The 25,841-nt window shown below is 44.7% G+C and carries 19 protein-coding genes; 6 read left to right on the top strand and 13 right to left on the bottom strand.

From position 1 onward, the window contains the following. The first annotated feature begins 95 nt into the window (after positions 1-95). From parE to ftsP, 4 genes are all read left to right on the top strand, one after another. Positions 96-1,991, top strand: coding sequence for a DNA topoisomerase IV subunit B (gene parE, locus JK188_RS00700; RefSeq protein ID WP_211887445.1), 1,896 nt, complete (start codon positions 96-98; stop codon positions 1,989-1,991). Positions 1,992-2,027: 36 nt separating this feature from the next. Continuing rightward, positions 2,028-4,283, top strand: a complete 2,256-nt coding sequence (gene parC / locus JK188_RS00705) for a DNA topoisomerase IV subunit A (protein WP_036956278.1) — start codon at positions 2,028-2,030, stop codon at positions 4,281-4,283. Positions 4,284-4,339: 56 nt separating this feature from the next. Further along, positions 4,340-5,068, top strand: a complete 729-nt coding sequence (locus tag JK188_RS00710) for a 1-acylglycerol-3-phosphate O-acyltransferase (protein ID WP_036956280.1) — start codon at positions 4,340-4,342, stop codon at positions 5,066-5,068. Positions 5,069-5,446: 378 nt separating this feature from the next. Further along, entirely contained in the window at positions 5,447-6,862 is a 1,416-nt protein-coding gene (gene ftsP / locus JK188_RS00715; RefSeq protein ID WP_036956282.1) for a cell division protein FtsP, read from the top strand. Between the two features lie 50 nt (positions 6,863-6,912). Here the strand turns inward: ftsP and JK188_RS00720 are convergent, their stop codons facing one another. Next, positions 6,913-7,527, bottom strand: coding sequence for a LysE family translocator (locus JK188_RS00720; protein WP_187129638.1), 615 nt, complete (start codon positions 7,525-7,527; stop codon positions 6,913-6,915). Positions 7,528-7,729: 202 nt separating this feature from the next. Between JK188_RS00720 and folA the strand changes: the two genes are divergently transcribed. After that, positions 7,730-8,224 (top strand): type 3 dihydrofolate reductase, encoded by a 495-nt coding sequence (folA, locus tag JK188_RS00725; RefSeq protein ID WP_036956287.1) that lies wholly within the window; start codon positions 7,730-7,732, stop codon positions 8,222-8,224. A 79-nt stretch (positions 8,225-8,303) separates the two neighbouring features. Here the strand turns inward: folA and apaH are convergent, their stop codons facing one another. The 6 genes from apaH to lptD form a co-directional block, all read right to left on the bottom strand. After that, the gene (apaH, locus tag JK188_RS00730) at positions 8,304-9,131 is read right to left on the bottom strand and encodes a bis(5'-nucleosyl)-tetraphosphatase (symmetrical) ApaH (RefSeq protein ID WP_036956289.1); all 828 of its coding nucleotides are present in this window, start codon (positions 9,129-9,131) and stop codon (positions 8,304-8,306) included. A gap of 2 nt (positions 9,132-9,133) precedes the next feature. Next, on the bottom strand, positions 9,134-9,511 hold the full coding sequence (apaG, locus tag JK188_RS00735; protein ID WP_211887447.1) for a Co2+/Mg2+ efflux protein ApaG: 378 nt from the start codon (positions 9,509-9,511) through the stop codon (positions 9,134-9,136). An 18-nt stretch (positions 9,512-9,529) separates the two neighbouring features. Continuing rightward, positions 9,530-10,339: a 16S rRNA (adenine(1518)-N(6)/adenine(1519)-N(6))-dimethyltransferase RsmA gene (rsmA, locus tag JK188_RS00740; protein ID WP_036956293.1), complete on the bottom strand. Its 810-nt coding sequence runs from the start codon at positions 10,337-10,339 to the stop codon at positions 9,530-9,532. Next, the gene (pdxA, locus tag JK188_RS00745; protein WP_211887449.1) at positions 10,336-11,328 is read right to left on the bottom strand and encodes a 4-hydroxythreonine-4-phosphate dehydrogenase PdxA; all 993 of its coding nucleotides are present in this window, start codon (positions 11,326-11,328) and stop codon (positions 10,336-10,338) included. Before pdxA ends, rsmA begins: the two co-directional genes overlap by 4 nt. Further along, on the bottom strand, positions 11,309-12,631 hold the full coding sequence (gene surA / locus JK188_RS00750; protein WP_036956295.1) for a peptidylprolyl isomerase SurA: 1,323 nt from the start codon (positions 12,629-12,631) through the stop codon (positions 11,309-11,311). The genes pdxA and surA overlap by 20 nt, the downstream gene beginning before the upstream one ends. Before the next feature lie 68 nt (positions 12,632-12,699). Further along, entirely contained in the window at positions 12,700-15,069 is a 2,370-nt protein-coding gene (gene lptD / locus JK188_RS00755) for an LPS assembly protein LptD (RefSeq protein WP_211887544.1), read from the bottom strand. A gap of 204 nt (positions 15,070-15,273) precedes the next feature. On the opposite strand from lptD, the gene djlA reads away from it, so the two are divergent. Beyond that, complete coding sequence (gene djlA, locus JK188_RS00760; protein ID WP_036956297.1) at positions 15,274-16,089, top strand: co-chaperone DjlA; 816 nt, start codon at positions 15,274-15,276, stop codon at positions 16,087-16,089. Positions 16,090-16,160: 71 nt separating this feature from the next. Here djlA and rluA read toward each other — a convergent pair whose 3' ends face one another. The 6 genes from rluA to thiB form a co-directional block, all read right to left on the bottom strand. Beyond that, positions 16,161-16,811: a bifunctional tRNA pseudouridine(32) synthase/23S rRNA pseudouridine(746) synthase RluA gene (rluA, locus tag JK188_RS00765; protein ID WP_132496533.1), complete on the bottom strand. Its 651-nt coding sequence runs from the start codon at positions 16,809-16,811 to the stop codon at positions 16,161-16,163. Positions 16,812-16,887: 76 nt separating this feature from the next. Then, positions 16,888-19,794 (bottom strand): RNA polymerase-associated protein RapA, encoded by a 2,907-nt coding sequence (gene rapA / locus JK188_RS00770; RefSeq protein WP_211887451.1) that lies wholly within the window; start codon positions 19,792-19,794, stop codon positions 16,888-16,890. A 333-nt stretch (positions 19,795-20,127) separates the two neighbouring features. Further along, a complete protein-coding gene (locus JK188_RS00775) occupies positions 20,128-22,479 on the bottom strand; it encodes a DNA polymerase II (protein ID WP_211887453.1) in 2,352 nt (783 codons plus the stop codon). Between the two features lie 75 nt (positions 22,480-22,554). Continuing rightward, the gene (gene thiQ / locus JK188_RS00780; protein ID WP_211887455.1) at positions 22,555-23,253 is read right to left on the bottom strand and encodes a thiamine ABC transporter ATP-binding protein ThiQ; all 699 of its coding nucleotides are present in this window, start codon (positions 23,251-23,253) and stop codon (positions 22,555-22,557) included. Further along, complete coding sequence (gene thiP / locus JK188_RS00785) at positions 23,246-24,850, bottom strand: thiamine/thiamine pyrophosphate ABC transporter permease ThiP (protein WP_211887457.1); 1,605 nt, start codon at positions 24,848-24,850, stop codon at positions 23,246-23,248. The genes thiQ and thiP overlap by 8 nt, the downstream gene beginning before the upstream one ends. Then, positions 24,826-25,830 (bottom strand): thiamine ABC transporter substrate binding subunit, encoded by a 1,005-nt coding sequence (gene thiB, locus JK188_RS00790; RefSeq protein WP_211887459.1) that lies wholly within the window; start codon positions 25,828-25,830, stop codon positions 24,826-24,828. The genes thiP and thiB overlap by 25 nt, the downstream gene beginning before the upstream one ends. Positions 25,831-25,841 lie beyond the last annotated feature (11 nt).

A 25,841-nucleotide genomic window follows, 5' to 3' on the forward strand; every position in this document is an offset into this window, starting at 1 on the left:
ATTATCAACAGTAATTCACTGATTGAATATACCCAATCTTCTTGAATTATTTAGGGTATAGTTCAATTAATCATCTATTACCGCAGAATGACAACATGACTCAATCTAGTTATAACGCAGAGGACATTGAAGTTCTCAGTGGTTTGGAGCCTGTTCGCCGTCGTCCTGGCATGTATACCGACACCAGCCGACCGAACCATTTGGCTCAAGAAGTAATTGATAACAGTGTCGATGAAGCCTTAGCTGGACATGCCGGACACATCCAAGTGATTTTATACCCCGATCAATCCCTCGAAGTGATTGATGATGGGCGTGGTATGCCTGTTGATATCCACCCAGAAATGAAAGTCTCCGCGGTTGAACTGATTTTAGGACAACTGCATGCTGGGGGAAAATTCTCCAATAAAAACTATCAATTTTCGGGTGGTTTGCACGGTGTTGGTATCTCCGTGGTCAATGCGTTATCAAAGCGTATTGAAGTCACCGTGCGCCGTGATGGCCAAGTTTATCAAATTGCGTTTGAAAATGGCGAAAAAGTCGAAGATTTACAAGTCATTGGTACTTGTGGCAAACGCAACACCGGAACCAGTGTCCATTTCTGGCCTGATGAAAGCTATTTTGATAGCCCGCGTTTCTCCGTTTCGCGCTTAACTCATAACTTAAAAGCAAAAGCTGTTTTATGCCCTGGCGTACAAATTACGTTTAAGGATCTGCTCAATGAAACTGAGCAAAGCTGGTGCTATAGCGATGGGTTAACCGACTACTTAATGGAATCGGTGGATGGTTTTGATGCACTGCCTGCCAAGCCGTTTACCGGTGAATTCTCTGCTGAAGTTGAAGCCGCTCAATGGGCGCTATTATGGTTGCCTGAAGGTGGCGAGCTACTGACGGAAAGCTATGTTAACTTGATCCCAACAGCGCAGGGCGGTACTCACGTTAATGGGTTACGCCAAGGCTTACTTGATGCGATGCGCGAATTCTGTGAATTCCGTAATATTTTGCCGCGTGGAGTGAAGTTATCTGCGGATGATATTTGGGATCGCTGCGCCTATGTTTTATCTGTGAAAATGCAAGATCCGCAATTTGCAGGACAGACGAAAGAGCGCCTTTCTTCCCGTCAATGTGCAGCGTTTGTTTCTGGTGTGGTGAAAGATGCCTTTAGCTTATGGCTAAACCAGAATGTTCAAGTTGCTGAGCAATTGGCTGAAATGGCGATTTCTAGCGCCCAGCGTCGCCTGCGTGCGGCGAAAAAAGTGGTGCGTAAGAAACTCACGAGTGGCCCAGCATTGCCGGGTAAATTAGCGGATTGTAGCTCTCAAGATCTCTCCATGACAGAACTGTTCTTAGTGGAAGGGGACTCGGCAGGTGGATCGGCGAAGCAAGCGCGTGATCGTGAATATCAAGCCATCATGCCGCTGCGCGGTAAGATCCTCAATACGTGGGAAGTTTCTTCAGATGAGGTTTTAGCCTCCCAAGAAGTTCACGATATTTCTGTCGCGATTGGTATGGATCCTGATAGCGAAGATATTTCTCAGCTACGATATGGAAAAGTCTGTATCCTCGCGGATGCGGACTCCGATGGACTGCACATTGCCACATTGTTGTGCGCCTTGTTTGTGCGCCATTTCCCTAAATTGGTCAAAGAGGGGCATGTCTATATGGCAATGCCGCCACTGTATCGTATCGATTTAGGCAAAGAGACTTACTACGCATTAGACGAAAGTGAAAAAAATGCGGTATTGGAAAGATTAAGCCGTAAAAAAGGCAAACCAAACGTCCAGCGCTTTAAAGGACTGGGTGAAATGAACCCGCCACAATTGCGTGAAACGACGTTAGATCCAAATACTCGCCGCCTCGTTCAGTTAACTATCGATGATGATAATTACACAGAAACTATGTCGAAGATGGACATGCTTCTGGCTAAAAAACGCTCGGAAGATCGTCGTAACTGGCTGCAAGAAAAAGGCGATACGGCAGAAATTGAGGTCTGATCATAATCGGATGAATAAGAGTAAGGAACGTATTGAATGAGTGAAATTACTCATGACGGTGTGGAGCGTTTACCGCTTCATGCCTTTACTGAAAACGCCTATCTGAACTACTCGATGTACGTCATCATGGATAGAGCGTTGCCATTTATCGGCGATGGACTTAAACCTGTTCAGCGCCGAATTGTGTATGCCATGTCCGAATTGGGGCTGAGCAACACGGCAAAATATAAGAAATCAGCCAGAACCGTCGGTGACGTATTAGGTAAATATCATCCGCACGGTGATAGCGCCTGTTATGAAGCGATGGTGTTGATGGCGCAGCCATTCTCCTACCGTTATCCTTTGGTTGACGGTCAAGGAAACTGGGGGGCTCCAGATGATCCGAAATCCTTCGCTGCGATGCGTTATACCGAGTCTCGCTTATCAAAATATGCAGAAGTTCTGCTCAGCGAATTAGGTCACGGTACCGTTGATTGGGTACCTAACTTTGACGGTACATTAAATGAGCCGAAAATGTTGCCTGCCCGTCTGCCAAATATTTTATTAAATGGTACCACGGGGATTGCCGTGGGTATGGCGACCGATATTCCACCACACAATGCGCGCGAAGTGGCAAGTGCGCTGGTGGCACTACTGGAAAAACCAAAGTTAAATCTTGATGAGATTATGCAGTTTATTCCGGGTCCTGATTACCCAACGGAAGCTGAAATTATCTCTTCACCGGAAGATATCCGTAAAGTTTACCAAAACGGTCGTGGCTCAGTGCGTATGCGTGCGGTATGGGAGAAAGAAGATGGTAATGCGGTAATTACAGCGCTGCCTCATCAAGTTTCCGGCGCTAAAATCCTTGAGCAGATTGCAAACCAGATGCGCGCGAAAAAGCTGCCAATGGTCGAAGATCTACGTGATGAATCAGATCATGAAAACCCAACGCGTTTAGTGATCGTTCCGCGCAGCAACCGCGTGGATCTTGATCAAGTGATGACCCACTTGTTTGCAACGACAGATCTTGAAAGAAGCTACCGTGTTAACTTAAACATGATTGGCTTAGATAACCGTCCGGCAGTGAAAGGATTGGTTGAGATCCTCACTGAGTGGATCACGTATCGTCGTCAAACAGTACGTAATCGCTTAAACCACCGTTTAGAAAAAGTATTAAGACGCCTGCATATTTTGGATGGTTTACTCATCGCTTATTTGAATATCGATGAAGTCATTGAAATCATTCGTAATGAAGATGAGCCAAAAGCCGTCTTAATGTCGCGCTTTAATATTAGCGATACCCAAGCCGAAGCGATTTTAGAATTAAAACTGCGTCACTTAGCGAAACTCGAAGAGATGAAAATTCGCGGTGAACAGGATGAATTAGCCAAAGAGCGCGATGAGTTACAGGCTATTTTAGGCTCAGAAGCTCGTTTGAATACTTTGATTAAGAAAGAGATTCAGGCAGATGCTAAAGCCTATGGTGATGATCGTCGTTCGCCGCTGCAAGAGCGCGAAGAAGCCAAAGCACTTAGCGAGCATGAAATTCTGCCTTCGGAGCCGATTACTGTCGTCTTGTCTGACATGGGCTGGGTGCGTAGTGCGAAAGGGCATGATATCGAGCCAAGTAATCTGAGCTACAAAGCGGGGGATAGCTTTAAAGGCGCCGCCCGTGGTAAGTCTAATCAAGCGGCGGTATTCCTTGATACCACTGGACGTAGCTATTCTGTCGATCCGCTGGAATTACCTTCTGCACGTAGCCAAGGTGAGCCGTTAACAGGGAAGTTAACACTTCCACCGGGCGCGACGATTGAGCATGTGCTGATGGCGCCGGAAGAGCAGAAATACTTAATGGCGTCTGATGCGGGTTATGGTTTTATTTGCACCTTTAATGATTTGGTGACGAAGAATAAAACCGGTAAGGCGTTGATGTCGTTGCCTGAAAATGCAAAAGTAATGGCGCCGATTGAGCTAAATAACGAAAAAGAAGATTTGTTATTAGCCATCACGAAAGCCGGTCGCATGTTATTATTCCCTGTGTCTGACCTCCCGCAATTATCCAAAGGGAAGGGGAATAAAATCATTAACATCACAGGGGCGCAAGCCGCAAGTGGTGAAGACTTACTGGTTTGGTTAATGGTGATCCCACCTCGAGCCTCGATCACACTCTATTTTGGTAAGCGTAAACTGAAATTTAAATCAGAAGACTTACAGAAATACCGTGCGGAGCGTGGACGTAAAGGAACATCGTTACCGCGTGGTTTACATAACATTGAACGTATTGATGTTGATTCTGTGGATACAGAGTAAAAATAACAATAATTCAAGGGCTTGGTTAAAGCCCTTTTCATAAGTTAAGGAATATTATGCTAGCGCTAATTAGAGCTATCATTGTGATCATATTTACGATTTGTGTGTGTGTAGGTGGCAGTATCTACTGCCTATTTAGCCCACGAAATCCAAGACATGTGATGACGTTTGGTCGTATGTTTGGGCGTTTGTCCCATGTGTTCGGTATTAAAATGATTGACCGTGTTCCGGCTAAGGCAAAGGATTACGGTCCAAGTATTTATATCGGTAACCATCAAAATAACTATGACATGGTCACTATGTCGAATGGTGTTCAACCAAGAACCGTTACTGTGGGTAAAAAAAGCCTTGTTTTGATCCCATTCTTTGGCTTCTTGTATTGGATCACGGGAAATATTTTGATTGACCGTGGTAACCGTTCGAAAGCCCATAACACTATTTCCCAAGTTGCCGAGCAGATTAAATCTCGTAAGATTTCAGTCTGGATGTTCCCTGAAGGAACTCGTAGCCGTGGTCGTGGTTTACTGCCATTTAAAACGGGCGCATTCCATGCTGCGATTGCTGCTGGTGTGCCAATTGTGCCTGTTTGTGTGTCTACTACACAAAACAAAATTAGCTTGAACCGTTGGAATAATGGTCATGTGATTATTGAAATGTTGGATCCGATAGATACCTCGAAATACTCTAAAGATCAGGTTCGTGAGCTGTCGGAATATTGTCATGACTTGATGGAAGCTAAAATTAAAGAGTTAGATAAAGAAGTTGAAGAGCTGAACAAACGCTAATCTCAATACTTTTATTAAGTTCTATGATTTTACTAAGTTAATTGGTATCGATAGTGGGAAGTTTATTCAGAACTTCCCACTATGTTATTCTGGCGATGTTATTTTCACTGCGAGACTTTTACTACACTATTTCTGCCGTTATTTAATCCCATCTGTAATTATTACCATTCAAATTTATTATATTTTAATTATTGATACATATATTTTTAGAATTCTATGCCCTTTCGCGATATGATGACTCGCAAATTTGTCGCAAGATAAATTATTGAATTCCAAATAGTGGTATCACCAGCATATACCTAAAAATACTCGTATAAATCACTAATTTATAATGATTTATTAAAATAACTTGCTGGTTTTTTATTTAGCGGAGAATCTATGTTATTCAGTCGTTGCCGATCATTGCTGATTAGCGGGTTGGCTGTGTGCTTATTGCAGGTATCAACTTATGCGAGTGCAGAAGGAACGACCGCACTCCCTGTTCCACCCTTGCTAGAATCCCGTTCGGGACAGCCACTCTTTTTAACATTACAAAAAATCCATTGGTCTTTCGATGGTAAATATTCTGCGGAAGTTTTAGGGATTAATGGTTCTTATCCAGGCCCCACTATTCGCGTAAAAAATGGCGATGATCTCAAACTTATCTATAGCAATAGGTTACCTGATGCCGTTTCAATGACCATTAGCGGGCTACAGATCCCAGGCACACAAATTGGCGGTGCAGCGAGACAAATTTCGCCAAATGCAGATTGGTCACCGGTGATCCCTATTCGCCAAAATGCGGCAACGCTTTGGTATCACGCGAATACTCAAGGTAAAATGGGACAGCAAATCTACAATGGTTTACTGGGAATGTGGATTATTGATGATGATTCCACAAAAGAGTTACGTTTACCAAAACATTACGGCGTAGATGATTTCCCGATTATTATTCAAGACAAACGTTTGGATAACTTTGGCGTTCCTGAATATCACACTGATGAGAATGGATTCCTCGGGGATACATTAGTGGTTAACGGTGTGCAAGATCCCTACATTGAAGTTTCTCGTGGTTGGGTACGTTTAAGATTATTAAACGCGTCTAATTCCAGACGCTATGTGATGAAAATCAGCGATGGCCGTCCTTTCGTGATGATAGCGTCAGACCAAGGATTGCTCACGGTGCCTGCCAGCGTACAAGAACTTTCACTTGCACCGGGAGAACGTCGTGAAGTGCTGATTGATATGGCGAAAACGGCTGAACTGACGATTACAGCAGGGGAATCTGCCTCGTTGATGGATCGCGTAAAAGGGCTATTTGAACCGTCGAATAATTTAATTTCCACTAATGTGCTAACCATCAAAGCGACGGGATTAATGTCATTGGTGACGGATGATGTTCCAAAACAATTAGTCTTGGATACCACACAAATTACCTCCTCGATTACTAACCGCGATATCCAGCTAAATGATCCTGTAGGCATCAATGGCGTGAAATTGGACACGGGGCGTGTGGATATTACTTCTCGCCAAGGCAGTTGGGAGCGTTGGAATGTCAGCAGTCAACAGCCTCAATCTTTCCACATTGAAGGTGTTCGCTTTAAAGTGATCAACTGTAATGGGCAGCCAGCTCAGCCAGATAACTTTGGATGGAAAGATACGGTTTGGATTGATGGGCGCTGTGAACTACTTGTGCAGATGCTGCAGCCGTCTTACAACCATTTCCCATTCCTGTTTTATAGCCAAAACCTTGAAAAAGCAGATTTAGGCTCAGTGGGACAACTGGTTATTACACCTGAAGATGGTAGTAACTAATTGAAATACCAGTAAAAGCCCGCAATTAGCGGGCTTTTTTACGTTAAAAATTAGCTTAATGCTACGCGTATGCCGAATGCGACTAGCACCACGCCAAGGACTTTATCCACATATTTTTGTACTTTTGCTAGCCCTTTTCTAACGGGGGCACTTTGAATTAAGCACACCAAAATTGGCCAGTAAATCACGGCTAGACCCCAAATAATAAAGGCGAACCAGAGCTTTTCTGAGAATGTCGAATCCACACTAAGCACTTGAGTAAAAATCGCTAAGAAGAATAACGTTGCCTTAGGATTTAAGACATTACACAAGAAACCTTGCATGAACGCTTTTTTGAATGTGACATGCTCATGTTGATTGCTCATTAAATCAACACTCTGAGCCTTTTGCGGCATCAGGCTTTTAATCCCAATCCAGATTAAATACGCCGCACCAGCATATTTAAGAATGTTAAATAACCATGGTGTTGTGGTGATCAACACAGCAAGCCCAGCCACGCAATAAGACATATGAAGTGCAATAGCAACGATAATACCAAGGGCGGTCATCATGGCTGCGGAACGTTGGTAACGCGCTGCATTCTTGATAATTAAAAAGAAATCTGGACCTGGTGAGATCATGCCAAGAGCGGCAATCGTCGCGACCATGATACTGGTCTGATACATAATGTAATCTCTTTATTTTAGGTTGAACTAAACTGAGTAATAAGGGACTAAAAGCGTTGTAAACATCGTTTAGTGCATTGACTTGAGTCGTTCGAGTATAAGGGATTGAGTGGTATTTAAGGAAGATTAAATTTAGTCGACGAAGTATGTCTGTTTCCGTATAGTGTGCACAATTTTTATATTTCGTTTCTAAGGTGGTTAGATGAATATTAGCTTAATCGCAGCAATGGCGTTCGATCAGGTTATCGGCATGGAAAATGCGATGCCTTGGAATTTACCAGGTGATTTGGCGTGGTTTAAGCGTCAAACATTGAATAAACCTGTGATTATGGGACGCGTGACTTATGAAGCGTTAGGTCGTCCTTTACCGCAGCGTGTCAACATTGTTTTGAGCAGTCAAGCAGGCACAGAAACTGGCGTTATCTGGGTTAAATCAGTTGAAGAAGCATTAGAAGCCGCGAAGGCAGTTGAAGGTGCTGATGAGATTATGGTGATTGGTGGTGGTAAGGTTTATCAACAATTCCTTCCAATGGCGAATAAACTCTATTTGACTCACGTGGATGCTGAAGTGATTGGGGATACACATTTCCCTGCTTACGAGCCTGATGAATGGGACTCTATTTTCACTGAATATCATGAGGCAGACGAAGCGAATAGCCACGGTTTCTGCATTGAAGTTCTGACTCGTCGCGTTTAACCGTCGCTACTCTAGTCAACAAAAATGGCACTGTTAGGTGCCATTTTGCTATCTATCATTTGGTATCTAGAGTAAACATTCACTCTTTGCGACGTTTCTGGTGAGATTTCTGTCTATGGAATGTTTTAGTTTCCCAGTGCAGCAGCGTTAAATCCCCTCCCCAGCAACAGCCCGTATCCATCGCATACACATGTTCTGGTGTAAACTTACCTTCCAATGATGCCCAGTGACCAAAGAAAATGGCGTAATCTTCAGGGAATTGACTTGGTAGAGAAAACCACGGCTTCAGTGGTGCAGGGGCTTTAGCTGGACTCTCTTTGCAGATCATATCCAGTTGCCCATTTGGAAAACAATAACGCAGGCGGGTGAGGGCATTGGTGCTGTAGCGTAAACGCGCTAGCCCCATCAAACTTTCAGACCAATTGTTTGGCATGTCGCCATACATAGAGTCGATAAACAGCGGATATGCATCGCTAGAAAGCACGGCTTCCACTTCGCGGGCGCACATTTTTGCGGTTTCGAGATCCCACTGTGGCGTAATACCAGCGTGGGTCATGACCATTTTTTGCTCTTCATCGACTTGTAAAAGTGGCTGACGGCGTAACCAATTGATTAGCTCATCGATATCGGGCGCATTGAGTAGCTCATCAAGATGGTCTTTAGGCTTATTGCGACTGATTTTGCAGTAGATGCCAATCAAATGTAGGTCATGGTTGCCTAACACTAAGCGTGCTGATGAGCCTAAACTTTTCACATAGCGTAAGACTTGCAATGACTCGGGTCCACGAGCAACAAGGTCACCCGTTAGCCATAATGTATCTTGCTGTGGATCGAAATTCACGCTATCGAGAAGTTCCCGCAGCTCACGATAACAACCGTGTATATCACCTACAATATATGTGGACATAATTAATTAATCAGTGTTGGGATAGCGAGACGAAATGCAGGAATATCAACATGAAAGTGATTTCCTTGCTCGCTCAGCATAACGTAATAGCCTTCCATCGTACCCATTGGTGTTTCTAAGATAGCACCGCTGGTATAGCGATATTCTTTGCCCGGTAGGATAACGGGTTGTTCTCCCACCACGCCTTCACCTTGCACTTCAGTTTTACGGCCATCACTATTGGTAATGAGCCAGTAACGGCTCATTAGCTGTATAGGAATTCGCCCTAAATTGCGGATACAAATAGTATACGCAAAGACAAAACGGGCAATGTCAGGCTGGGATTGGCTTTCTATGTAGACACTTTGAACTTGGATGCTCACATTGGGATCATTCAGCATAGTGCCTCCTCAGATTCTCTATTCCGATAAATTACACAGATAGTTTGCCATCTTACAATAGTGCTCAACGGAGATATTCTCAGCGCGCGTTCCCGGGTCGATACCCAGCTCGGTTAACTGCTCAACGCTGAATAAATCCCCAAGACTATTGCGGATAGTTTTACGACGTTGGTTAAATGCTTGAGTTGTAATACGGCTCAATACTTTAATATCCTTCACTGGGTATGGGTTTTCCTTGTGAGGGATCAATCTTACTACCGCAGAGTCCACTTTTGGTGGTGGCGCAAAGGCAGTAGGCGGAACTTCAAGCACAGGAACAACATTGCAGTAATATTGCGCCATAACGCTTAAACGACCGAAAGCTTTACTTCCTGGACCTGCTACTAATCGATTAACCACTTCTTTTTGCAACATGAAATTCATGTCGGAAATTTGGTTGGTGAATGTAAACAGGTGGAACATCAACGGTGTTGAGATGTTATAAGGCAAATTACCAAATACGCGTATTGGCTGTCCAGCTTGTTTCGCCAGTTCACCAAAATCGACAGTCATCGCATCTTGCTGGATGATGGTTAGCTTATCTTTCAGCTGTGGATGGACATGCAGACGAGCAGCAAGGTCGCGGTCAAGTTCGACAACCGTCATTTTATCCATGCGGCTACCAACAGGTTCAGTTAATGCACCAAGACCCGGACCAATTTCTACAATGGCCTGTCCTGGTTGTGGGTGCATTGCATCTACAATACTGTCGATAATAAATTGGTCAGTTAAAAAGTTCTGCCCGAAACGTTTGCGGGCAAGGTGCCCCTGATGGACTCGATTATTCATGAATTCTTTTGTGTCATTTGGATAGCTAATTTCAATGCGGTGATAAAACTGCCCGCATCGGCTTGACCCGTACCTGCTAATTCAAGCGCTGTGCCGTGATCGACTGAAGTACGGATAAATGGCAGACCAAGGGTAATATTTACCGCTCTGCCGAAACCTTGGTATTTTAACACAGGTAGTCCCTGATCGTGATACATCGCTAATACTGCGTCTGCATCGGTTAAATACTTCGGTTGGAAAAGCGTGTCTGCGGGTAAAGGACCGATTAAGGTAATGCCTTGCTTACGCAAGGTTTCTAGAGCTGGAATGATGGTTTCAATCTCTTCCATTCCCATATGTCCGCCTTCTCCGGCATGAGGGTTAAGCCCACAAACATAAATGTGCGGGTTTTCAATGCCAAACTTGGTTTGCAGGTCATGATGCAAAATGGTGATCACTTCATGCAAGCTTTGTTGGGTAATTGCCTCGGAGACATCTTTTAGCGGCAGGTGCGTGGTCGCTAAAGCGACACGTAATTCTTGTGTTGCGAGCATCATCACAACGCGGTCGCAGTGGCTTCTATCTGCGAAAAATTCGGTATGTCCACTAAATGGAATACCAGCGTCATTAATAATGCCTTTGTGAACAGGCCCCGTTACAACGGCAGAAAATTCACCATTCAAACAGCCATCACAAGCGCGGGCTAAAGTTTCAGTAACATATTCACCATTACGCACATCGAGTTTTCCAGCTTCTGCCGGTGCATTCAGTGAAACGGGAACAATCGACAATTGTCCAGCAACAGAAGTTTGTGGCTGTTTTGCATCATATTCGCGTAATGTTAGTGGTAAATTGAGAGTTTTAGCGCGTTGAAGAAGCAGGTCTGGGTCTGCGCAAGCCACAAGCTCGACAGGCCATGCCTGCTGAGCAAGTTGGATCAGAAGATCTGGGCCTACCCCGGCAGGTTCACCGGGGGTGATGACGATTGGCTTATTTTGCTTGTTCATCATTAGATTGGCTTTGGCGACCATCAACGATATTCACATAAGCCGCAGCACGTTGTTCTTGCATCCAAGTCTGCGCTTCTTCGTTAAACTTACGATTGAACAGTAAACGGTACGCTTGATCTTTCTTCGCGGCATCAGTTTTATCGACACTGCGAGTATCTTCTAACTGAATTAAGTGCCAGCCGAAACTTGAAGGTACAGGTTGGCTGATTTCACCTTTTTTCAGTTTCATCAGTGCATCACGGAATGCAGGGTCGTAAACATCAGGCATATTCCAACCTAATTCCCCACCTTTTAATGCACTACCTGGGTCTTCGGAGTTCTCTTTAGCCGCTTCTTCAAATGAAATTCTGCCGTTACGGATCTCTTGAGCCAGTTGAGTCAGTTTTTGTCTTGCTGTTGCATCATCCATAATTGGTGATGATTTTAGTAAGATATGACGCGCTTTCACTTCGGTGACGGAGATTGGCTGGTGAGTATCACCAGTGACGTCATTCACACGTAAAATATGGAAGCCTACACCAGAACGAATTGGACCAACGATATCGCCTTTCTTCGAGTTTTTCAGTTGGTCAGAAAAGACCACTGGCAGCTCTTGCAGACGTGACCAACCCATGTTTCCACCTTTCAGTGCTTGAGGGTCAGCAGAGTAAGCAATTGCTAATTTACCGAAATCTGAGCCTTTTTTCAGGTCAGTTAAGATTTTATCAACTAACGATTCTGCTTTTGATAACTGTTCTGGCGTTGGGTTCTCTGGCAGTGGGATCAGAATGTGGCTTAAATTCACACCTTTCTGAGCATTCATTTGAGAATCCATTTGCTCAGCTAATGCATCAACTTCCTGAGGCAAAATGGTGATACGGCGGCGAACTTCGTTGTTACGCACTTCCGCTAACAGCATTTCCTTACGGATTTCGCTGCGGTATTTGCCCATATTGATACCATCCGCAGTCAGGCGTTTTTCCATCTGCGGTAAGGTTAAATTATTTTGGCGAGCAATATCCGCGATAGTCGCATTCACAGCTTCTTCAGGGATATTAATCTGCATTTGGTTAGCCATCTGCAACATGATGTTATCCATAACCAAACGGTCGATGATTTGCTGGCGCAGGGTTTGATCATCAGGAACTTGTTGATTTGCATTACGTGCATTCAACTTCACTGTATTGATCATATTCTGGACGTCGCTTTCAAGTACAACTCCGTTGTTGACAACCGCAGCCACTTTATCCATTTGCTGTGGCGCAGCTAAACTTGCAGAGCTTGCGAACATCAGTCCCAGAATAAGCGTTCTCCAATTCTTCATAATGGTCCTATAAAATTGACTTTTATTCCGCATATGCGGGCTAATCGTGATCGTTATGTTGTTTGTTATCAGAAAGCACGTTGATAAGGAATAATACCTTGTTTCAACATCTCCTGACTACCTAAACTATGATTGTTATTTAGGCCTCTAAGTTCCACGTTGATAGACCATTTATTGTCATATTCGCTGTTGAACTTCTCTTTTTGCCAACCTACAATCTTACGTTCATACCCTAAATTCACCGCCCAACAGCAGGCATTGTACTGTAATCCGACTAGCTGGCTCGCCGATTGTTGCTGCTTAGTATCGTAATAATAAGAGCCAACAAAGCCCCAGTTATCACTTAATGGCCAACTTACCACGGTGCCTACTTGTGAAATACCTTGTTGGTATTCTGGTAATGTGTAGGTATAACCACCCGCAGTATCTTCACGGCGGAACGTTGCTTGAATATAGTCACGGTCAACAAAACGGTAATTCAGTTGAATCAGTCTATCGGCATCAAAGCGATATTCAGTAACTGCGTTCCCCATGGTGACGCTACCAAGGCGGCGGTCATATTGTAATCCGCCACGAATCCCCCAGTTTTCATCAATGTGCCACATGGCATCGGTTGCCCACATTAATGAACCTGTATCACTCTTATCATCGATTTTCAGGTTTGAATTACCCGCACGTGGGCGCTCTAAATAGTAAATTTGCCCGACGGAGAAATTGAAGCGTTCAGCTAAATTTTCATCATAAATACGGGTGGTTAAACCGGTTGTGAACTGGTTAGCCGAAGCGATACGATCTAAACCACTGTAAATACGATCGCGGAACAGACCTGTATAGTCAGACTGTAATAGTGCGGAGTCGTAGTTATTGATATTGTCCTGATCTTTATACGGAATATATAAATATTGAACTCGTGGCTCTAAAGTTTGAACAAAATCACTGCCTTGGAATAAGTCGCGCTCAAATACCACCTTTGCATCACTCTTAAACATTGGCAGCACGCGGGTGACATTTTTATCTAAGCTACTATTCTTTTTGACATCAGGAATATCTTGGTCGTAATGCGTTGCCATCAGCTTGATGCTGTTGTTCATTTGCGCCCAACCGTTAGACAGCGGCATGCTGACTTCTGGCTCGATATGCAAACGGGTCGCGTCTGGGTTATTTTCACCTACGCTGGTAAAACGAGCGGCTTGTGCGTAGGTATGGAAATCCAACATACCGACGTTATTTTGGTAATAGTTAAAATCGATTTGCGGTTCAGCTTTATAAGCACGACGATTCGGGTCATCAACAAAGACTTGGAACTGTTTGTGAGACACTTTCATGTTCCAATTGGTATCAGAATAGCCGACGTTAAATTTCTGCGTGGCATAACCATCAGTGGTACTACCGTACTGAGAGCTAAAGTCAGTAAAGTATTGACGGTCACTTACTTTGGTGTAGTCGGCACCAAAGTTCCAGTGCTGAGCAAAGGTCCCTGAGTGGCGCCAGTAGAATAACCAGCGGTCATCACTGTCACGGGCATCACGCTTACCATTTTCTTTATCTTTAATATAAGCACGATCGTGATTAATAAAGTCAAATGCCATGGTGCCCGTACCTGGTGTGATTAAATAACGGAATTCGTTATTTAATTTAACGCCACGGTGGGTCATAAATTGTGGCGTAATCGTCGCATCGTAATTTGGCGCGATGTTCCAATAATACGGCAGTGTGAACTCTAACCCGTCATTGTTGGAATAGCTTCCCATTGGAATTAAGAAACCGGAACGACGCTTGCTACCAATCGGCAACTGCATATATGGGCTATAGAACACCGGCACATCGGCAATACGGAAACGAGCATGCCAAATTTCTGCGACCTCTTCTTCACGGTCAATAATCACTTCAGAGCCAGCAACGCTCCATGTATTACTGCCCGGTAAGCAGCTGGTGAAAGTCCCGTTTTCCATAATGGAATAGCGGTTTTCACCTCGCATTTTCATTTTTTTCGCGTCACCGCGACCTTGACGACCTACCATCATGTAGTTACCGTCATCAACGTCAGTGTTTTTATTATCTAAGTTTGACCACGCTGAAGGGCCTTTCAGGATAATTTGAGGGTCATCGTAATGGACATTCCCCGTCGCCGTCACTTCACGAACCGGTTCTTCACCCTCTTTTTGGGTTTGTGTCAGTTTAACGTTATCTGCTGTGAGAGTCTGGTTGCCCTGCTGAATATCAACGTTACCAGTATATTCGACAAAATTAGGGTATTCCCCTGTGACGTCGTCAGCTTGAATCTCAATCGGTAAGCTATTTTGATCACCAGAGATAATAGGTTTGTCATAAACAGGCACCCCAAGCATACATTGTGCTGCAAGATCAGCATGTGCTTGCTGGCTATAAATAGCCGCCCATACCATGGTGGCGATTATTGTGGGATAACTTTTCTTCATCATTAAATAGGGAGTCCGTCAAATGGGCACAGTCGGCAAACGCTCAAAGACTATCTTAGCCAACCCGTTTTCGCCAGTATAATATCAAAACTGGAATAAACGTAGTTAGCAACTTGTTAGGCTCTTTATCGTTATGCACAAAAGCAGAATGGATAGTATGATAATGCAAAATTGCATTCTGAGCATTGAAGAATTGAGGGATATATGCACTATTGGGGTAAAATTATTGGGGTGATACTCGCTATTGTCTCCGGTTTAGGGTTTTGGGGAGCATTAGCCGGCTTACTGATTGGGCACGGTTTTGATAAGGCTTCGGCTCAACGTAAGTTTGCTGGCGCCTTCAATAAGCGCGATAGGCAAATTATTTTCTTCGCAAGTACCTTTCAAATATTAGGGCATTTAACCAAGTCAAAAGGGCGTGTCACGGAGACTGATATCCAGTTAGCATCGAACCTGATGGACAGAATGCAACTGCACGGAGAAACTCGCAAAGCCGCTCAACAAGCCTTTAGAGAGGGGAAATCCCCAGACTTTCCACTGCGTGATGTTCTTAAACAATTACGTATGGCTTGCTATGGTCGTTTTGACCTTGTTCAGATGTTTCTGGAAATTCAATTACAAGCTGCTTTCGCGGATGGAACCCTACATCCTAACGAACGAAAAGTGCTATTTATTATTGCGGAAGAGCTGGGTATCTCCCAAATTCAGTTTGAGCAATTCTTAGATATGATCCAAAGCGGTCGCCAGTTTGGTCATGGTTATTCTCAGCAGCAGTCTGGAGGCTATTACCAACAAAATAATGGCCCTACGCTGGAAGATGCCTGTAAGGTACTTGGGGTTTCCGTCGATGATGACCCAACGAAAATTAAGCGAGCGTACCGTAAGCTGATGAGTGAGCATCATCCCGATAAGCTGGTTGCTAAAGGTTTACCGCCAGAGATGATGGAAATTGCTAAGCAAAAAGCACAGTCAATTCAGGCGGCTTATGATCTTGTTAAAAAAGAGAAGGGTTTCAAATAACTTCAGTTTTTAAATAACTTAAGTTTTTAAATAATTAAAGCGCTTAAACCAGCCTAAGCGCTTCAATGAGATTAGAAATCTGGTGGGCAAGTAAAATGCATTGGTGTGCCATATTCAGGGTGAGTGATATACAGCTCCTGCGCATGTAATTGCAAACGTGGTGCCAATGCCAATGCTTCTTCATGGGCATAAAATCTGTCACCAAGAATAGGGTGTCCCAGCGCGAGCATATGAACACGTAGCTGATGAGAGCGTCCCGTAATTGGCGAAAGTTTGACTCGCGTTGCCTGCTCTTCATATTCTAAAACTTGGTATTCGGTTTGAGCCGATTTTCCGGTTTCAAAACAGACTTTCTGCTTAGGGCGATTCGGCCAGTCACAAATTAGCGGTAAATCCACCAAACCCTCAGGTTTTTCCAAATGACCCCACACGCGAGCCACATAGTGTTTTTTCGGCTCCCGTTCCCTAAACTGACGCTTGAGTTCACGCTCAGCCGCTTTATGCAGAGCGACGACCATAACGCCACTGGTTGCCATATCTAAACGGTGAACGGACTCTGCCGCAGGATAATCCCGCTGAATACGGCTCATGATGCTGTCATGGTGCTCAGGGGCTTTCCCTGGTACAGAAAGCAAGCCGCTAGGTTTATTGACTACAATAATATGCTCGTCTTGGTAGAGTATATGTAGCCATGGTTCCGTAGGGGGATTATAGGGTAACATTTTTTATCCTTTATTCTTCACGCTGTAGCGGTGTTGGCTGCTTTCAGCCAGCACCGCTAGTGCCGAGCTACATGCTCTACTGATGCGTGACAACCACTAAGCGGATAGCGTCGAGGCGCCATGAAGCTTGGTCGATGTTGGTCATCAATTGGCGACGCTCTTCCTCGATAATATCGAGTTCTTCATCACGGATATTTGGGTTAACCGCTTTTAGCGCTTCCAAACGAGACAGCTCCAGAGTCAAGGCTTTATCAGCGGCTTCTTTGGCATTCTCAATAATGGATTTTGCTTCTTTCTCGACCATCGGTTCAGAGAGGCGCAATACAGAATGCACCTCGTTTTGTACCGCATTGACTAACTTGCTCGCCATATGACGGTTGATGGCATTTAATTGGCGGTTAAAACTCTCAAACTCCACTTGTGAAGATAGGTTATTACCTTTTAAATCAATCAATAAGCGAACTGGGGTCGCCGGTAAGAAACGGCTGATTTGCAGCTGTTTCGGAGCCTGAGCTTCTACCACATAAATCAGTTCGGTTAGCAAGGTACCTACTGGCAACGCTTTGTTTTTCAACACAGAAACTGCACAGCTACCCGTATCGCCGGATAACACTAAATCCAAACCGTTGCGGATGATCGGATGTTCCCAGCTAATAAACTGCGTATCTTCGCGGGAAAGCGCTTGTTCACGGTCAAAGGTGATAGTGCAGCCATCTTGCGGTAATCCTGGGAAATCAGGCACTAACATATGGTCGGATGGCGTGAGGATAATTAAGTTATCGCTCTTATCTTCTTGGTTGATCCCAACGATATCAAACAGGTTCAGCGCAAAGTTAACCAGCTCAGTTTCGTTATCGCCTTCACCAATCTCTTCGGCTAATTTATTACCGGCTTCACCACCATTTGAGTGCATTTCCAGCAAGCGGTCACGACCTTGCTCTAACTGCGCTTTGAGTGCATCGTGCTCTTCGCGGCAGGTTTTAATAAATTCATCAAACCCGTCAGTGATGGTTGGCTCTGCCATAAATTGCAGCAGTTGTTGGTAATATTTATCGTAGATAGTACGGCCGGTAGGGCAAGTATGCTCGAAAGCATCTAAACCTTCATGGTACCAACGGATCAACACAGCTTGTGCGGTATTTTCCAAGTAAGGCACGTTGATTACGATATCGCGGCTTTGACCAATACGATCCAAACGACCAATACGCTGCTCAAGCAAGTCAGGGTTGAATGGCAGGTCAAACATCACTAATTGGTTAGCAAACTGGAAGTTACGACCTTCTGAACCAATTTCAGAACACAGCAATACCTGTGCGCCTTCTTCTTGTGAAGCAAAGTATGCCGCAGCGCGGTCACGTTCTAGCAGGGATAAACCTTCGTGGAATACTGCCGCGCGGATCCCTTCACGTTCACGCAGAACTTGCTCAAGCTGTAATGCTGTAGCGGCTTTGGCACAGATAACCAGTACTTTTTCATGGCGATTTGCGGTTAAGAAGCCCATCAGCCATTCAACACGTGGGTCGAAGTTCCACCAAGTAGCGTTTTCGCCTTCAAATTCTTGGTAGATTTGTTCTGGATACAGCATCTCTTTCGCGCGAGTTTCCACATCCTTTTTTGTGCCCATAATGCCAGCGACTTTGATTGCCGTTTGGTATTGAGTTGGCAATGGCATTTTTAAAGAATGCAATTCACGGCGTGGGAAGCCTTTGACACCATTACGGGTGTTTCTAAATAACAGGCGGCTAGTACCGTGTCTGTCCATCAGCATATGGATCAGTTCTTGGCGAGCGGCTTGGCTGTCATCGCCTTCAAGATTAGCAGCTTTTAATAACGGCTCAATATCTTGTTCTTTGATAAGCTCGTTAAGCAGATTTTGCTGATCATTCGTCAGCTTATCACCCGAAAGAAGCAGTGAAACTGCATCAGCGACAGGGCGATAGTTTTCTTGTTCAGCTAAGAATTCTTGGTAGTCATGGAAGCGGCTAGGGTCGAGGAGGCGCAAACGCGCAAAATGGCTCTCTTGACCTAATTGCTCTGGTGTTGCCGTTAGCAGTAAAACAGAAGGAACGTGCTCTGCTAAGGTTTCAATCACTTGATATTCACGGCTTGGGGCAGTTTCGCTCCATTGCAGATGGTGAGCTTCATCGACGACCATCATATCCCAGCCCGCTTCGACGAGTTGGTCAAAACGCTGTTTATTACGACGAACAAAATCCAGAGAACACAGGACTAATTGTTCAGTTTCAAATGGGTTATCGCTGTCGTGTTGGGCTTCGCTGTAGCGGCTATCATCAAACAGAGAAAAACGCAGGTTAAAACGACGTAGCATTTCCACCAGCCATTGATGCTGTAAGCTATCTGGGACAATGACCAATACTCGCTCAGCACGACCTGCCATCAATTGTTGATGGATTATCATACCCGCTTCGATGGTTTTCCCTAAGCCCACTTCATCCGCCAGTAAAACTCGTGGATTGTGGCGCTTACCGACTTCGTTAGCAATATGCAACTGATGCGGGATCAAACTCGCGCGGATCCCTCGCAGGCCCGTAGATTGGTGTTTAACTTGTTCGCTTTGAAATTTACGTGCGCGAAAACGCAGAGCAAAACGATCCATACGATCGATTTGACCGGCGAACAGTCTATCTTGTGGCTTATTAAACGTTAGCTTGCTATCAAGGAACACTTCTCTCAGGCTGACATCCGCTTCTTGGGTGTCTAAACGTGTTCCTGTGTAGGTCAATAACCCTTTATCTTCTTGAATACTTTCAACTTGTAGCTGCCAACCTTCGTGACTGGTGATGGTATCACCTTCGTTGAACATCACTCGGGTAATTGGGGCATCACTACGTGAGTACAGTCGGTTTTCCCCAGTGGCAGGAAAAAGCAACGTCACCATACGGGCATCAATAGCCACGACGGCGCCTAACCCAAGTTCGCTTTCTGTGTCGCTGATCCAGCGTTGACCAAGAGTAAATGGCATAGGTTTAATTTAATTCCATAATTTTGATTGTTTATTTTTAGATGTTTAAGACAACTAACCGGTGTCTTTGCCCAGTGTTGATATAACGGTTATATACCAAGGGTGATGCGAAATTTTTTAATCGTTTTGCCGTTTGGCAATTATAGCTCTTTTCTTTTTCGAGTCGCGCTGCTCGAATTATGATGAGTATAGCCGATTTTCTCGCCAAGCTGTGCGTATAACAGGTCGAGATATCAAAGGGGCGTTATATTAATTCAACATTCGCTTATCGTCACCTGTTAAAAATGCGGCAATTGTAATAAGAATTGTACAATTCTCGCTGTTCGTTAGGCTTTAAAACAAAAGATTAATTTGCCCTGTCAAAATGGCGTCAAAATCATCTTGCAGAAATGGAAGAATTCCATCGGCGATAGGTTTGATTTGCTTAAGAATATAGTGCTCATAGTCAGGTTTCGCGGTCACGGTCTCTAATGGCTCAGGACCCGCCTGAGTGATGATATAACTGATCCACCCCCCATTTTGATATTGCAATGGGCGCTGTAATTGCAAATTGTACTCATCGGCTTGGCGTGCGGCTCGTACATGAGGTGGCACATTACGTTGATAATCTGACAATTTACGCCGTAGGCGCTTGCGGTAAATCAAGCGATCGTCATATTCTCCTGAACGAATGGCATGAATATAGTCGCGAATAAATTCCCGATAAGGCTGGCGATAAAAAATGCGCGTATACAGCTCTTTTTGGAAGTTTTGAGCGAGAGGTGTCCAGTCTGAACGAATGGTTTCTAAGCCTTTAAAAACCATCGTATCTTGGCTTAAACCCGCATAGCGTTTTTTACTGCCTTGGTCTGTGCCTCTAATTGTTGGCATCAAAAAGCGCCGATAATGGGTTTCATACTCAAGCTCGAGCACACCATCAAGTTGCCACTCTTCTTTAAGATGCTGTTTCCACCAATTATTTACATGGTCACGCAGTTGATAGCCCACTTTTTGAGCTTGTTCATCAGTATGGGGATCTCGTAGCCAAACAAAGGTGGAATCGGTGTCCCCATAAATTACCTGATATCCTTGGGATTCAATCAATTGTTTGGTAATTCGCATGATTTCATGACCGCGCATGGTGATTGACGCGGTTAATCGTGGATCAAAAAAGCGGCATCCATCGGCACCCAAAACCCCAGCAAAAGCATTCATAATAATTTTGAGGGCTTGAGAAAGCGGGGCATTTTTTTGCTGTTTGGCTTTATCACGACCTTGCCAAATATGGCTGACAATATCTGGCAAGCAATGGGTTGTACGGGAAAACCAAGCACCGCGAAACCCTTCAACAGAATGTTCAGGTTCTGGGTGTGCAAGCCCTTCAATCATGCCTGCTGGGTCTATTAAAAAGGTGCGAATAATCGAGGGATACAGGCTTTTATAATCCAGCACCAAAACGGAGTCATACAAACCCGGCTGTGAATCCATCACGAACCCACCGGGGTTAAGCTGAAATTTTTGTTCTGAAAGTGTGGGGGCAACAAACCCTAAGCGGTGTAGCCGAGGAATATATAAATGGGAAAAGGCGGCCACCGAGCCTCCCATGCGATCGGCTGCTAACCCCGTGACCGTCGAGCGCTCTTGCAAGAACGCCATTAAATCGGTTTTCTCAAAGATGCGATGTACCAAAATACAGTCTTGAATATTGTAATGGGCGAGGGCGGGTTTATCGTGAGCAAAGCGGCGGTTAATTTCATCCATGCGATCATAGGGAGTATCAATCGCTTTCCCTTCCCCAAGTAGCTGTTGGGCAACGGACTCCAAGCTGAATGAGCTAAAACTCCATGTCGCCGATTTTAACGCATCAATACCATCAATAATTAAGCGACCTTCAGCAGAGGCAAAAAAGACACCTTGCTTAAAACCGTGTTCTCGCCATTCGAGTTTTTTCCCTTGCCGACCGAGCAACAGAGGGATGCCATAGCGCTCTGCATGCTTTTGTAAAACTTGCAAATCAAACTGGATCAGATTCCAGCCGATGATGGCATCGGGATCGTACTGTTGCAGCCATTCGTTCAATTTTTCAAGTAATTGAGGGCGGCTGGTGGCATACACGAGTCGATGTTGGTCATTCAGAGCAGGACCTTGATCGGGTCCCAACATAAACACCACATTGTCACCGCAGCCAGATAACCCAATGGAATAAAGCTCCCCATGTTGGCTCGTTTCAATATCGAGAGAAACGGCGTGCAGTGTCGGGCGATAACCTTCACAAGGTTTGAGTTGATATTTCCCCTGATGATTGCGAGAAAACCACACGGGAGCGGTAATAAAGCGCTCCATTAAATAACGCTCACAAGGGCGAATATCGGTTTCCAGCAGTTCAATGCCTAATGCTTGGCAGTTTTTATCTAGGTTTTGTAATTGACGATATTGCTGGCAATAGATGGCGTAGACTTTTTCGCGTTTGAAATCTCGCAGTTCCACGGATCGATAGCTGATATCAGCTTGTCCTTCAATTAAATGGCGTACTAGGGAAAACTTGGATTCAGGTAAAAAACCCACGGCTTGTTGATAGGGAACAATGACTTTTTGCGGTTTGTTATCCGTGAGTAACCAATAGCTTACCTCGATACCGTAGCGGGTATCTCGCCAATGGCGGCTAAGAATAAAGCCTTTTTCAGCGGGGGTGTTTGACTGAGACATAAAGGAAACTCGCGTAAATAATCTGCAAATTAATATACGCGAGTAGTGGAAATTTATACAGTATTATTTGTTGGGCTAATTAGAAATGCCCAATAATGCAGAAGCGTCGGTTTTGCCTTGTAATAGTGTTTCGGTATCACCGTCATACACAATTGCGCCATCAGCGATCACTAAGCTGCGAGGGGCGATTTGTAGCGAGTCTTCAATACTATGGGATACCATTAATAATGTGATGGATTTATTCACGCAAACGTCATTGAGTAGTTGCAGCATTTCACTGCGCAGCGCAGGGTCAAGGGCGGAAAATGGCTCATCCAGCAATAAAATCGGTTGATTGCGAATTAAACAGCGTGCGAGTGCGGCTCGTTGACGCTGCCCACCGGATAACTGCGCTGGTGTTCGATCTAAACAGTCGGTTAAACTGACCTGCCGCGCCATTTGCTCGACTTCAGCCATTTGCGATGCACTCAAACGTAAGCTCGGTTGTAAACCTAGCCCAATATTTTGCCTTACGGTTAGGTGAGCAAACAGGTTATTTTCTTGAAATAACATGGAAACAGGGCGTTTAGCTGGGGGCGTAAATGTATGATTTTCACCATTTAAGGTAATCGTACCGCTGCGAGGAAATTGAAACCCACTAATTAGGCTGAGCAGCGTGCTTTTGCCTGCGCCACTAGGACCCATTACGGCAACTCGTTCCCCCGAAGCTACCGCAATATCAAAATGCATATTTAGGTTATCGTATTGATAATCTAGATTTTGTAATTCAATCATGAGTTTTCCCCGATAGGCGTTCGAGTAGGCTAAACAGGCAGAAACAGAGTAACAACAATAACATCGCGGTAACCGCGCCATCATTGGTTCGATACGCGCCAATCTGTTGATAAAGATAGTAAGGCAAGGTACGGAACTCTTCATTACCAAACAAGGCGACCACGCCAAAATCTCCAATCGAAATCACGCAAGCGAATGCCAATGCTTGTGCGATAGGTTTGCGTAATGCTCGTAATTCAATGATTTTAAATCGATTAAAACCAGTGATTTCGAGTGATTGGCATAACGGATTATAGCGTTGAGCCAGATCTCGCATTGGGTTATCCAGTACCTTTAGCGCGTAAGGGATAGCGAGTAAGGCGTTAGTCATGATCACCAACGGATAAGGAGTTTCGGGTATTCCAATGGTTTCATTGAAAAAGATAAAAAAGCCTGTCGCCAGCACAATACCCGGCATCGCCAGAATAATCAGCCCGCTTAGCTCAATAGCTTGTCCAAGTTTTAATGCATTTCTTAAACGCAGTTCACGGCTACTCCATAGCAGCATTAGTGTGAGGATCACGCACAAAATTCCAGCACAGAGTGCAATAAACAGTGAGGTCAATGTGGCTTGCCATAACGCAGATTGCTGTAAAACATCCAGTAATTGACCGTTGAGCCCATCAACAATGACCGCTAATAACGGCGGAATTAATAGCAAAATAGCTGCAGCAATCACCAGCCAGTCACGTAAACGGCGAAACAGGTTATCGGCAGGATCAAACCATGATGTTTGGTGGCTAAATCCAACGGAAAAGGCATGGTTAATACGTTGGCAAATAAGCATTAATCCTACGCAACATCCCAACTGAATTAACGCAAGCAGTGTGGCACGCCCTAAATCAAAGTCGTAGCTCAGTGCTTGGTAAATCGCGAGTTCGATAGTGGTCGCCGCAGGGCCACCGCCCAGAGCCAGTACTGTCGCAAAGCTGGCAAAACAGAGCATAAAAATCAGCGCGCCTGTTGGCAACATCTGACGGCGTAAATAAGGCCACTCTAAAAGGGTAAATTGTTGCCACTCATTGAACCCTAATTGAGCGGCGCTTTGACGCTGCTCAATGGCAATATTTTCAAGGGATTGCAGCAACATCCGGGTGGCGAGTGGCATATTGAAAAAGATATGCGCCAATAAAATGCCACGCAGACCATAAGGGGAAAACTGATAATCAACACCAAGCCATAGGCACAGTTTTGCTAGCCATCCGGTTTGTCCATATACCGACAAAATACCGAAAACGGCGACTAAAACGGGTAAAACAAGCGTCATTGCACACAAGCGGAGCAAGAGCATTCTTCCCCAAAATCGCCGGCGATACAGAGCTCTTGCAAGAAAAATAGCGGGAATAATGGAAAAAATAGCGGAAAGCAATGCCTGCCAAAACGTAAAACCGATGACATGCCATAAATAATCGTCGTCGATTATCTCGCGGAGGGAAACTTCAGGTGCGAAAAACCACAGCGCCCCAAAAGCGAGCAGGGCAACGACGATTAAAAGACCGGAGGCTATTGCCCCCGGTAATAAGGTTAAATTGATTAACGACTGACGGCGGTTTGCCATAAACGTGTCCACGTTTGACGTTCTTTAGCCACTTCTTCCGCGCTAAATTGCAGGGATTTAGCAGGCAGTGGTAGCACGTTATACACTTCAGGCAACGGCATATCGATAACCGGATACATCCAGTTAGTGGTTGGTAATGTGCCTTGGAATTCAGGGGTTAACATAAATTGTAAGAACTGTTTTGCCAGCTCAGGTTGAGGGCTGTGTTTCAATCTTGCCGCCACTTCGACTTGCATATAATGCCCTTCATCGAACAGTGCTGCCGCGTAGTTGTCTTTCTTATCATTTAAAATTTGGTAACCCGGCGAGGAGGTGTAGCTCAGGACAAAATCTCCTTCACCTTTTAAGAACAAGCCATAAGACTCACTCCAACCTTTGGTCACGGTCAGTGTTTTGGCTGCCATTTTCTTCCATGCATCAGCCGATTTATCACCGTAGATTTTCTCAATCCACAACATTAACCCTAAACCTGGGGTGCTGGTGCGCGGATCTTGGTAAATGATTTTCCAATTATTTTTGCTATCAAGCAGTTCATCCATGCTTTTTGGCGGTTGCTTGATTTTATTGGTGTCATAGATAAAGGCGAAATAACCATAATCATAAGGAATGAATGTTTTGCTTGTCCATTCGATAGGTAATTTAAGCGCATCCGTTTTGATATCTGCTGGGGCAAATAAGCCGGTTTTTTCTGCGGAATCGAGCAAGTTGTTATCTAACCCTAAGATAATGTCGGCTTTGCTTTTTTCCCCTTCCATACGTAGGCGATTCAGTAGTGCAACACCATCCCCTAGAGAAACCAGTTTTAACTCGCATTCACATTGAGCTTCGAAATTCTTTTTGATTTGAGGACCTGGTCCCCATTCTGCAGCAAAGGAATCATAGGTATATACCGTCAGCGTTGGTTTTTCGGCAGAGGCGAATGCAGCAAAACTTAAGGTGGTTAAGGCAATGAGTGAGGTAAAGAGTTTATTTTTAGTCATTGTAATTCCTG

Source organism: Providencia sp. JGM181, assembly GCF_018257375.1.
Classification (GTDB): Bacteria; Pseudomonadota; Gammaproteobacteria; order Enterobacterales; family Enterobacteriaceae; genus Providencia; species Providencia lanzhouensis.

Excerpts from the sequence above, each read along its gene's own strand:
- parE (WP_211887445.1), top strand. The coding sequence starts at position 96 with ATGACTCAATCTAGTTATAACGCAGAGGACATTGAAGTTCTCAGTGGT.
- parC (WP_036956278.1), top strand. The coding sequence starts at position 2,028 with ATGAGTGAAATTACTCATGACGGTGTGGAGCGTTTACCGCTTCATGCC.
- JK188_RS00710 (WP_036956280.1), top strand. The coding sequence starts at position 4,340 with ATGCTAGCGCTAATTAGAGCTATCATTGTGATCATATTTACGATTTGT.
- ftsP (WP_036956282.1), top strand. The coding sequence starts at position 5,447 with ATGTTATTCAGTCGTTGCCGATCATTGCTGATTAGCGGGTTGGCTGTG.
- JK188_RS00720 (WP_187129638.1), bottom strand. The coding sequence starts at position 7,527 with ATGTATCAGACCAGTATCATGGTCGCGACGATTGCCGCTCTTGGCATG.
- folA (WP_036956287.1), top strand. The coding sequence starts at position 7,730 with ATGAATATTAGCTTAATCGCAGCAATGGCGTTCGATCAGGTTATCGGC.
- apaH (WP_036956289.1), bottom strand. The coding sequence starts at position 9,131 with ATGTCCACATATATTGTAGGTGATATACACGGTTGTTATCGTGAGCTG.
- apaG (WP_211887447.1), bottom strand. The coding sequence starts at position 9,511 with ATGCTGAATGATCCCAATGTGAGCATCCAAGTTCAAAGTGTCTACATA.
- rsmA (WP_036956293.1), bottom strand. The coding sequence starts at position 10,339 with ATGAATAATCGAGTCCATCAGGGGCACCTTGCCCGCAAACGTTTCGGG.
- pdxA (WP_211887449.1), bottom strand. The coding sequence starts at position 11,328 with ATGATGAACAAGCAAAATAAGCCAATCGTCATCACCCCCGGTGAACCT.
- surA (WP_036956295.1), bottom strand. The coding sequence starts at position 12,631 with ATGAAGAATTGGAGAACGCTTATTCTGGGACTGATGTTCGCAAGCTCT.
- lptD (WP_211887544.1), bottom strand. The coding sequence starts at position 15,069 with ATGAAGAAAAGTTATCCCACAATAATCGCCACCATGGTATGGGCGGCT.
- djlA (WP_036956297.1), top strand. The coding sequence starts at position 15,274 with ATGCACTATTGGGGTAAAATTATTGGGGTGATACTCGCTATTGTCTCC.
- rluA (WP_132496533.1), bottom strand. The coding sequence starts at position 16,811 with ATGTTACCCTATAATCCCCCTACGGAACCATGGCTACATATACTCTAC.
- rapA (WP_211887451.1), bottom strand. The coding sequence starts at position 19,794 with ATGCCATTTACTCTTGGTCAACGCTGGATCAGCGACACAGAAAGCGAA.
- JK188_RS00775 (WP_211887453.1), bottom strand. The coding sequence starts at position 22,479 with ATGTCTCAGTCAAACACCCCCGCTGAAAAAGGCTTTATTCTTAGCCGC.
- thiQ (WP_211887455.1), bottom strand. The coding sequence starts at position 23,253 with ATGATTGAATTACAAAATCTAGATTATCAATACGATAACCTAAATATG.
- thiP (WP_211887457.1), bottom strand. The coding sequence starts at position 24,850 with ATGGCAAACCGCCGTCAGTCGTTAATCAATTTAACCTTATTACCGGGG.
- thiB (WP_211887459.1), bottom strand. The coding sequence starts at position 25,830 with ATGACTAAAAATAAACTCTTTACCTCACTCATTGCCTTAACCACCTTA.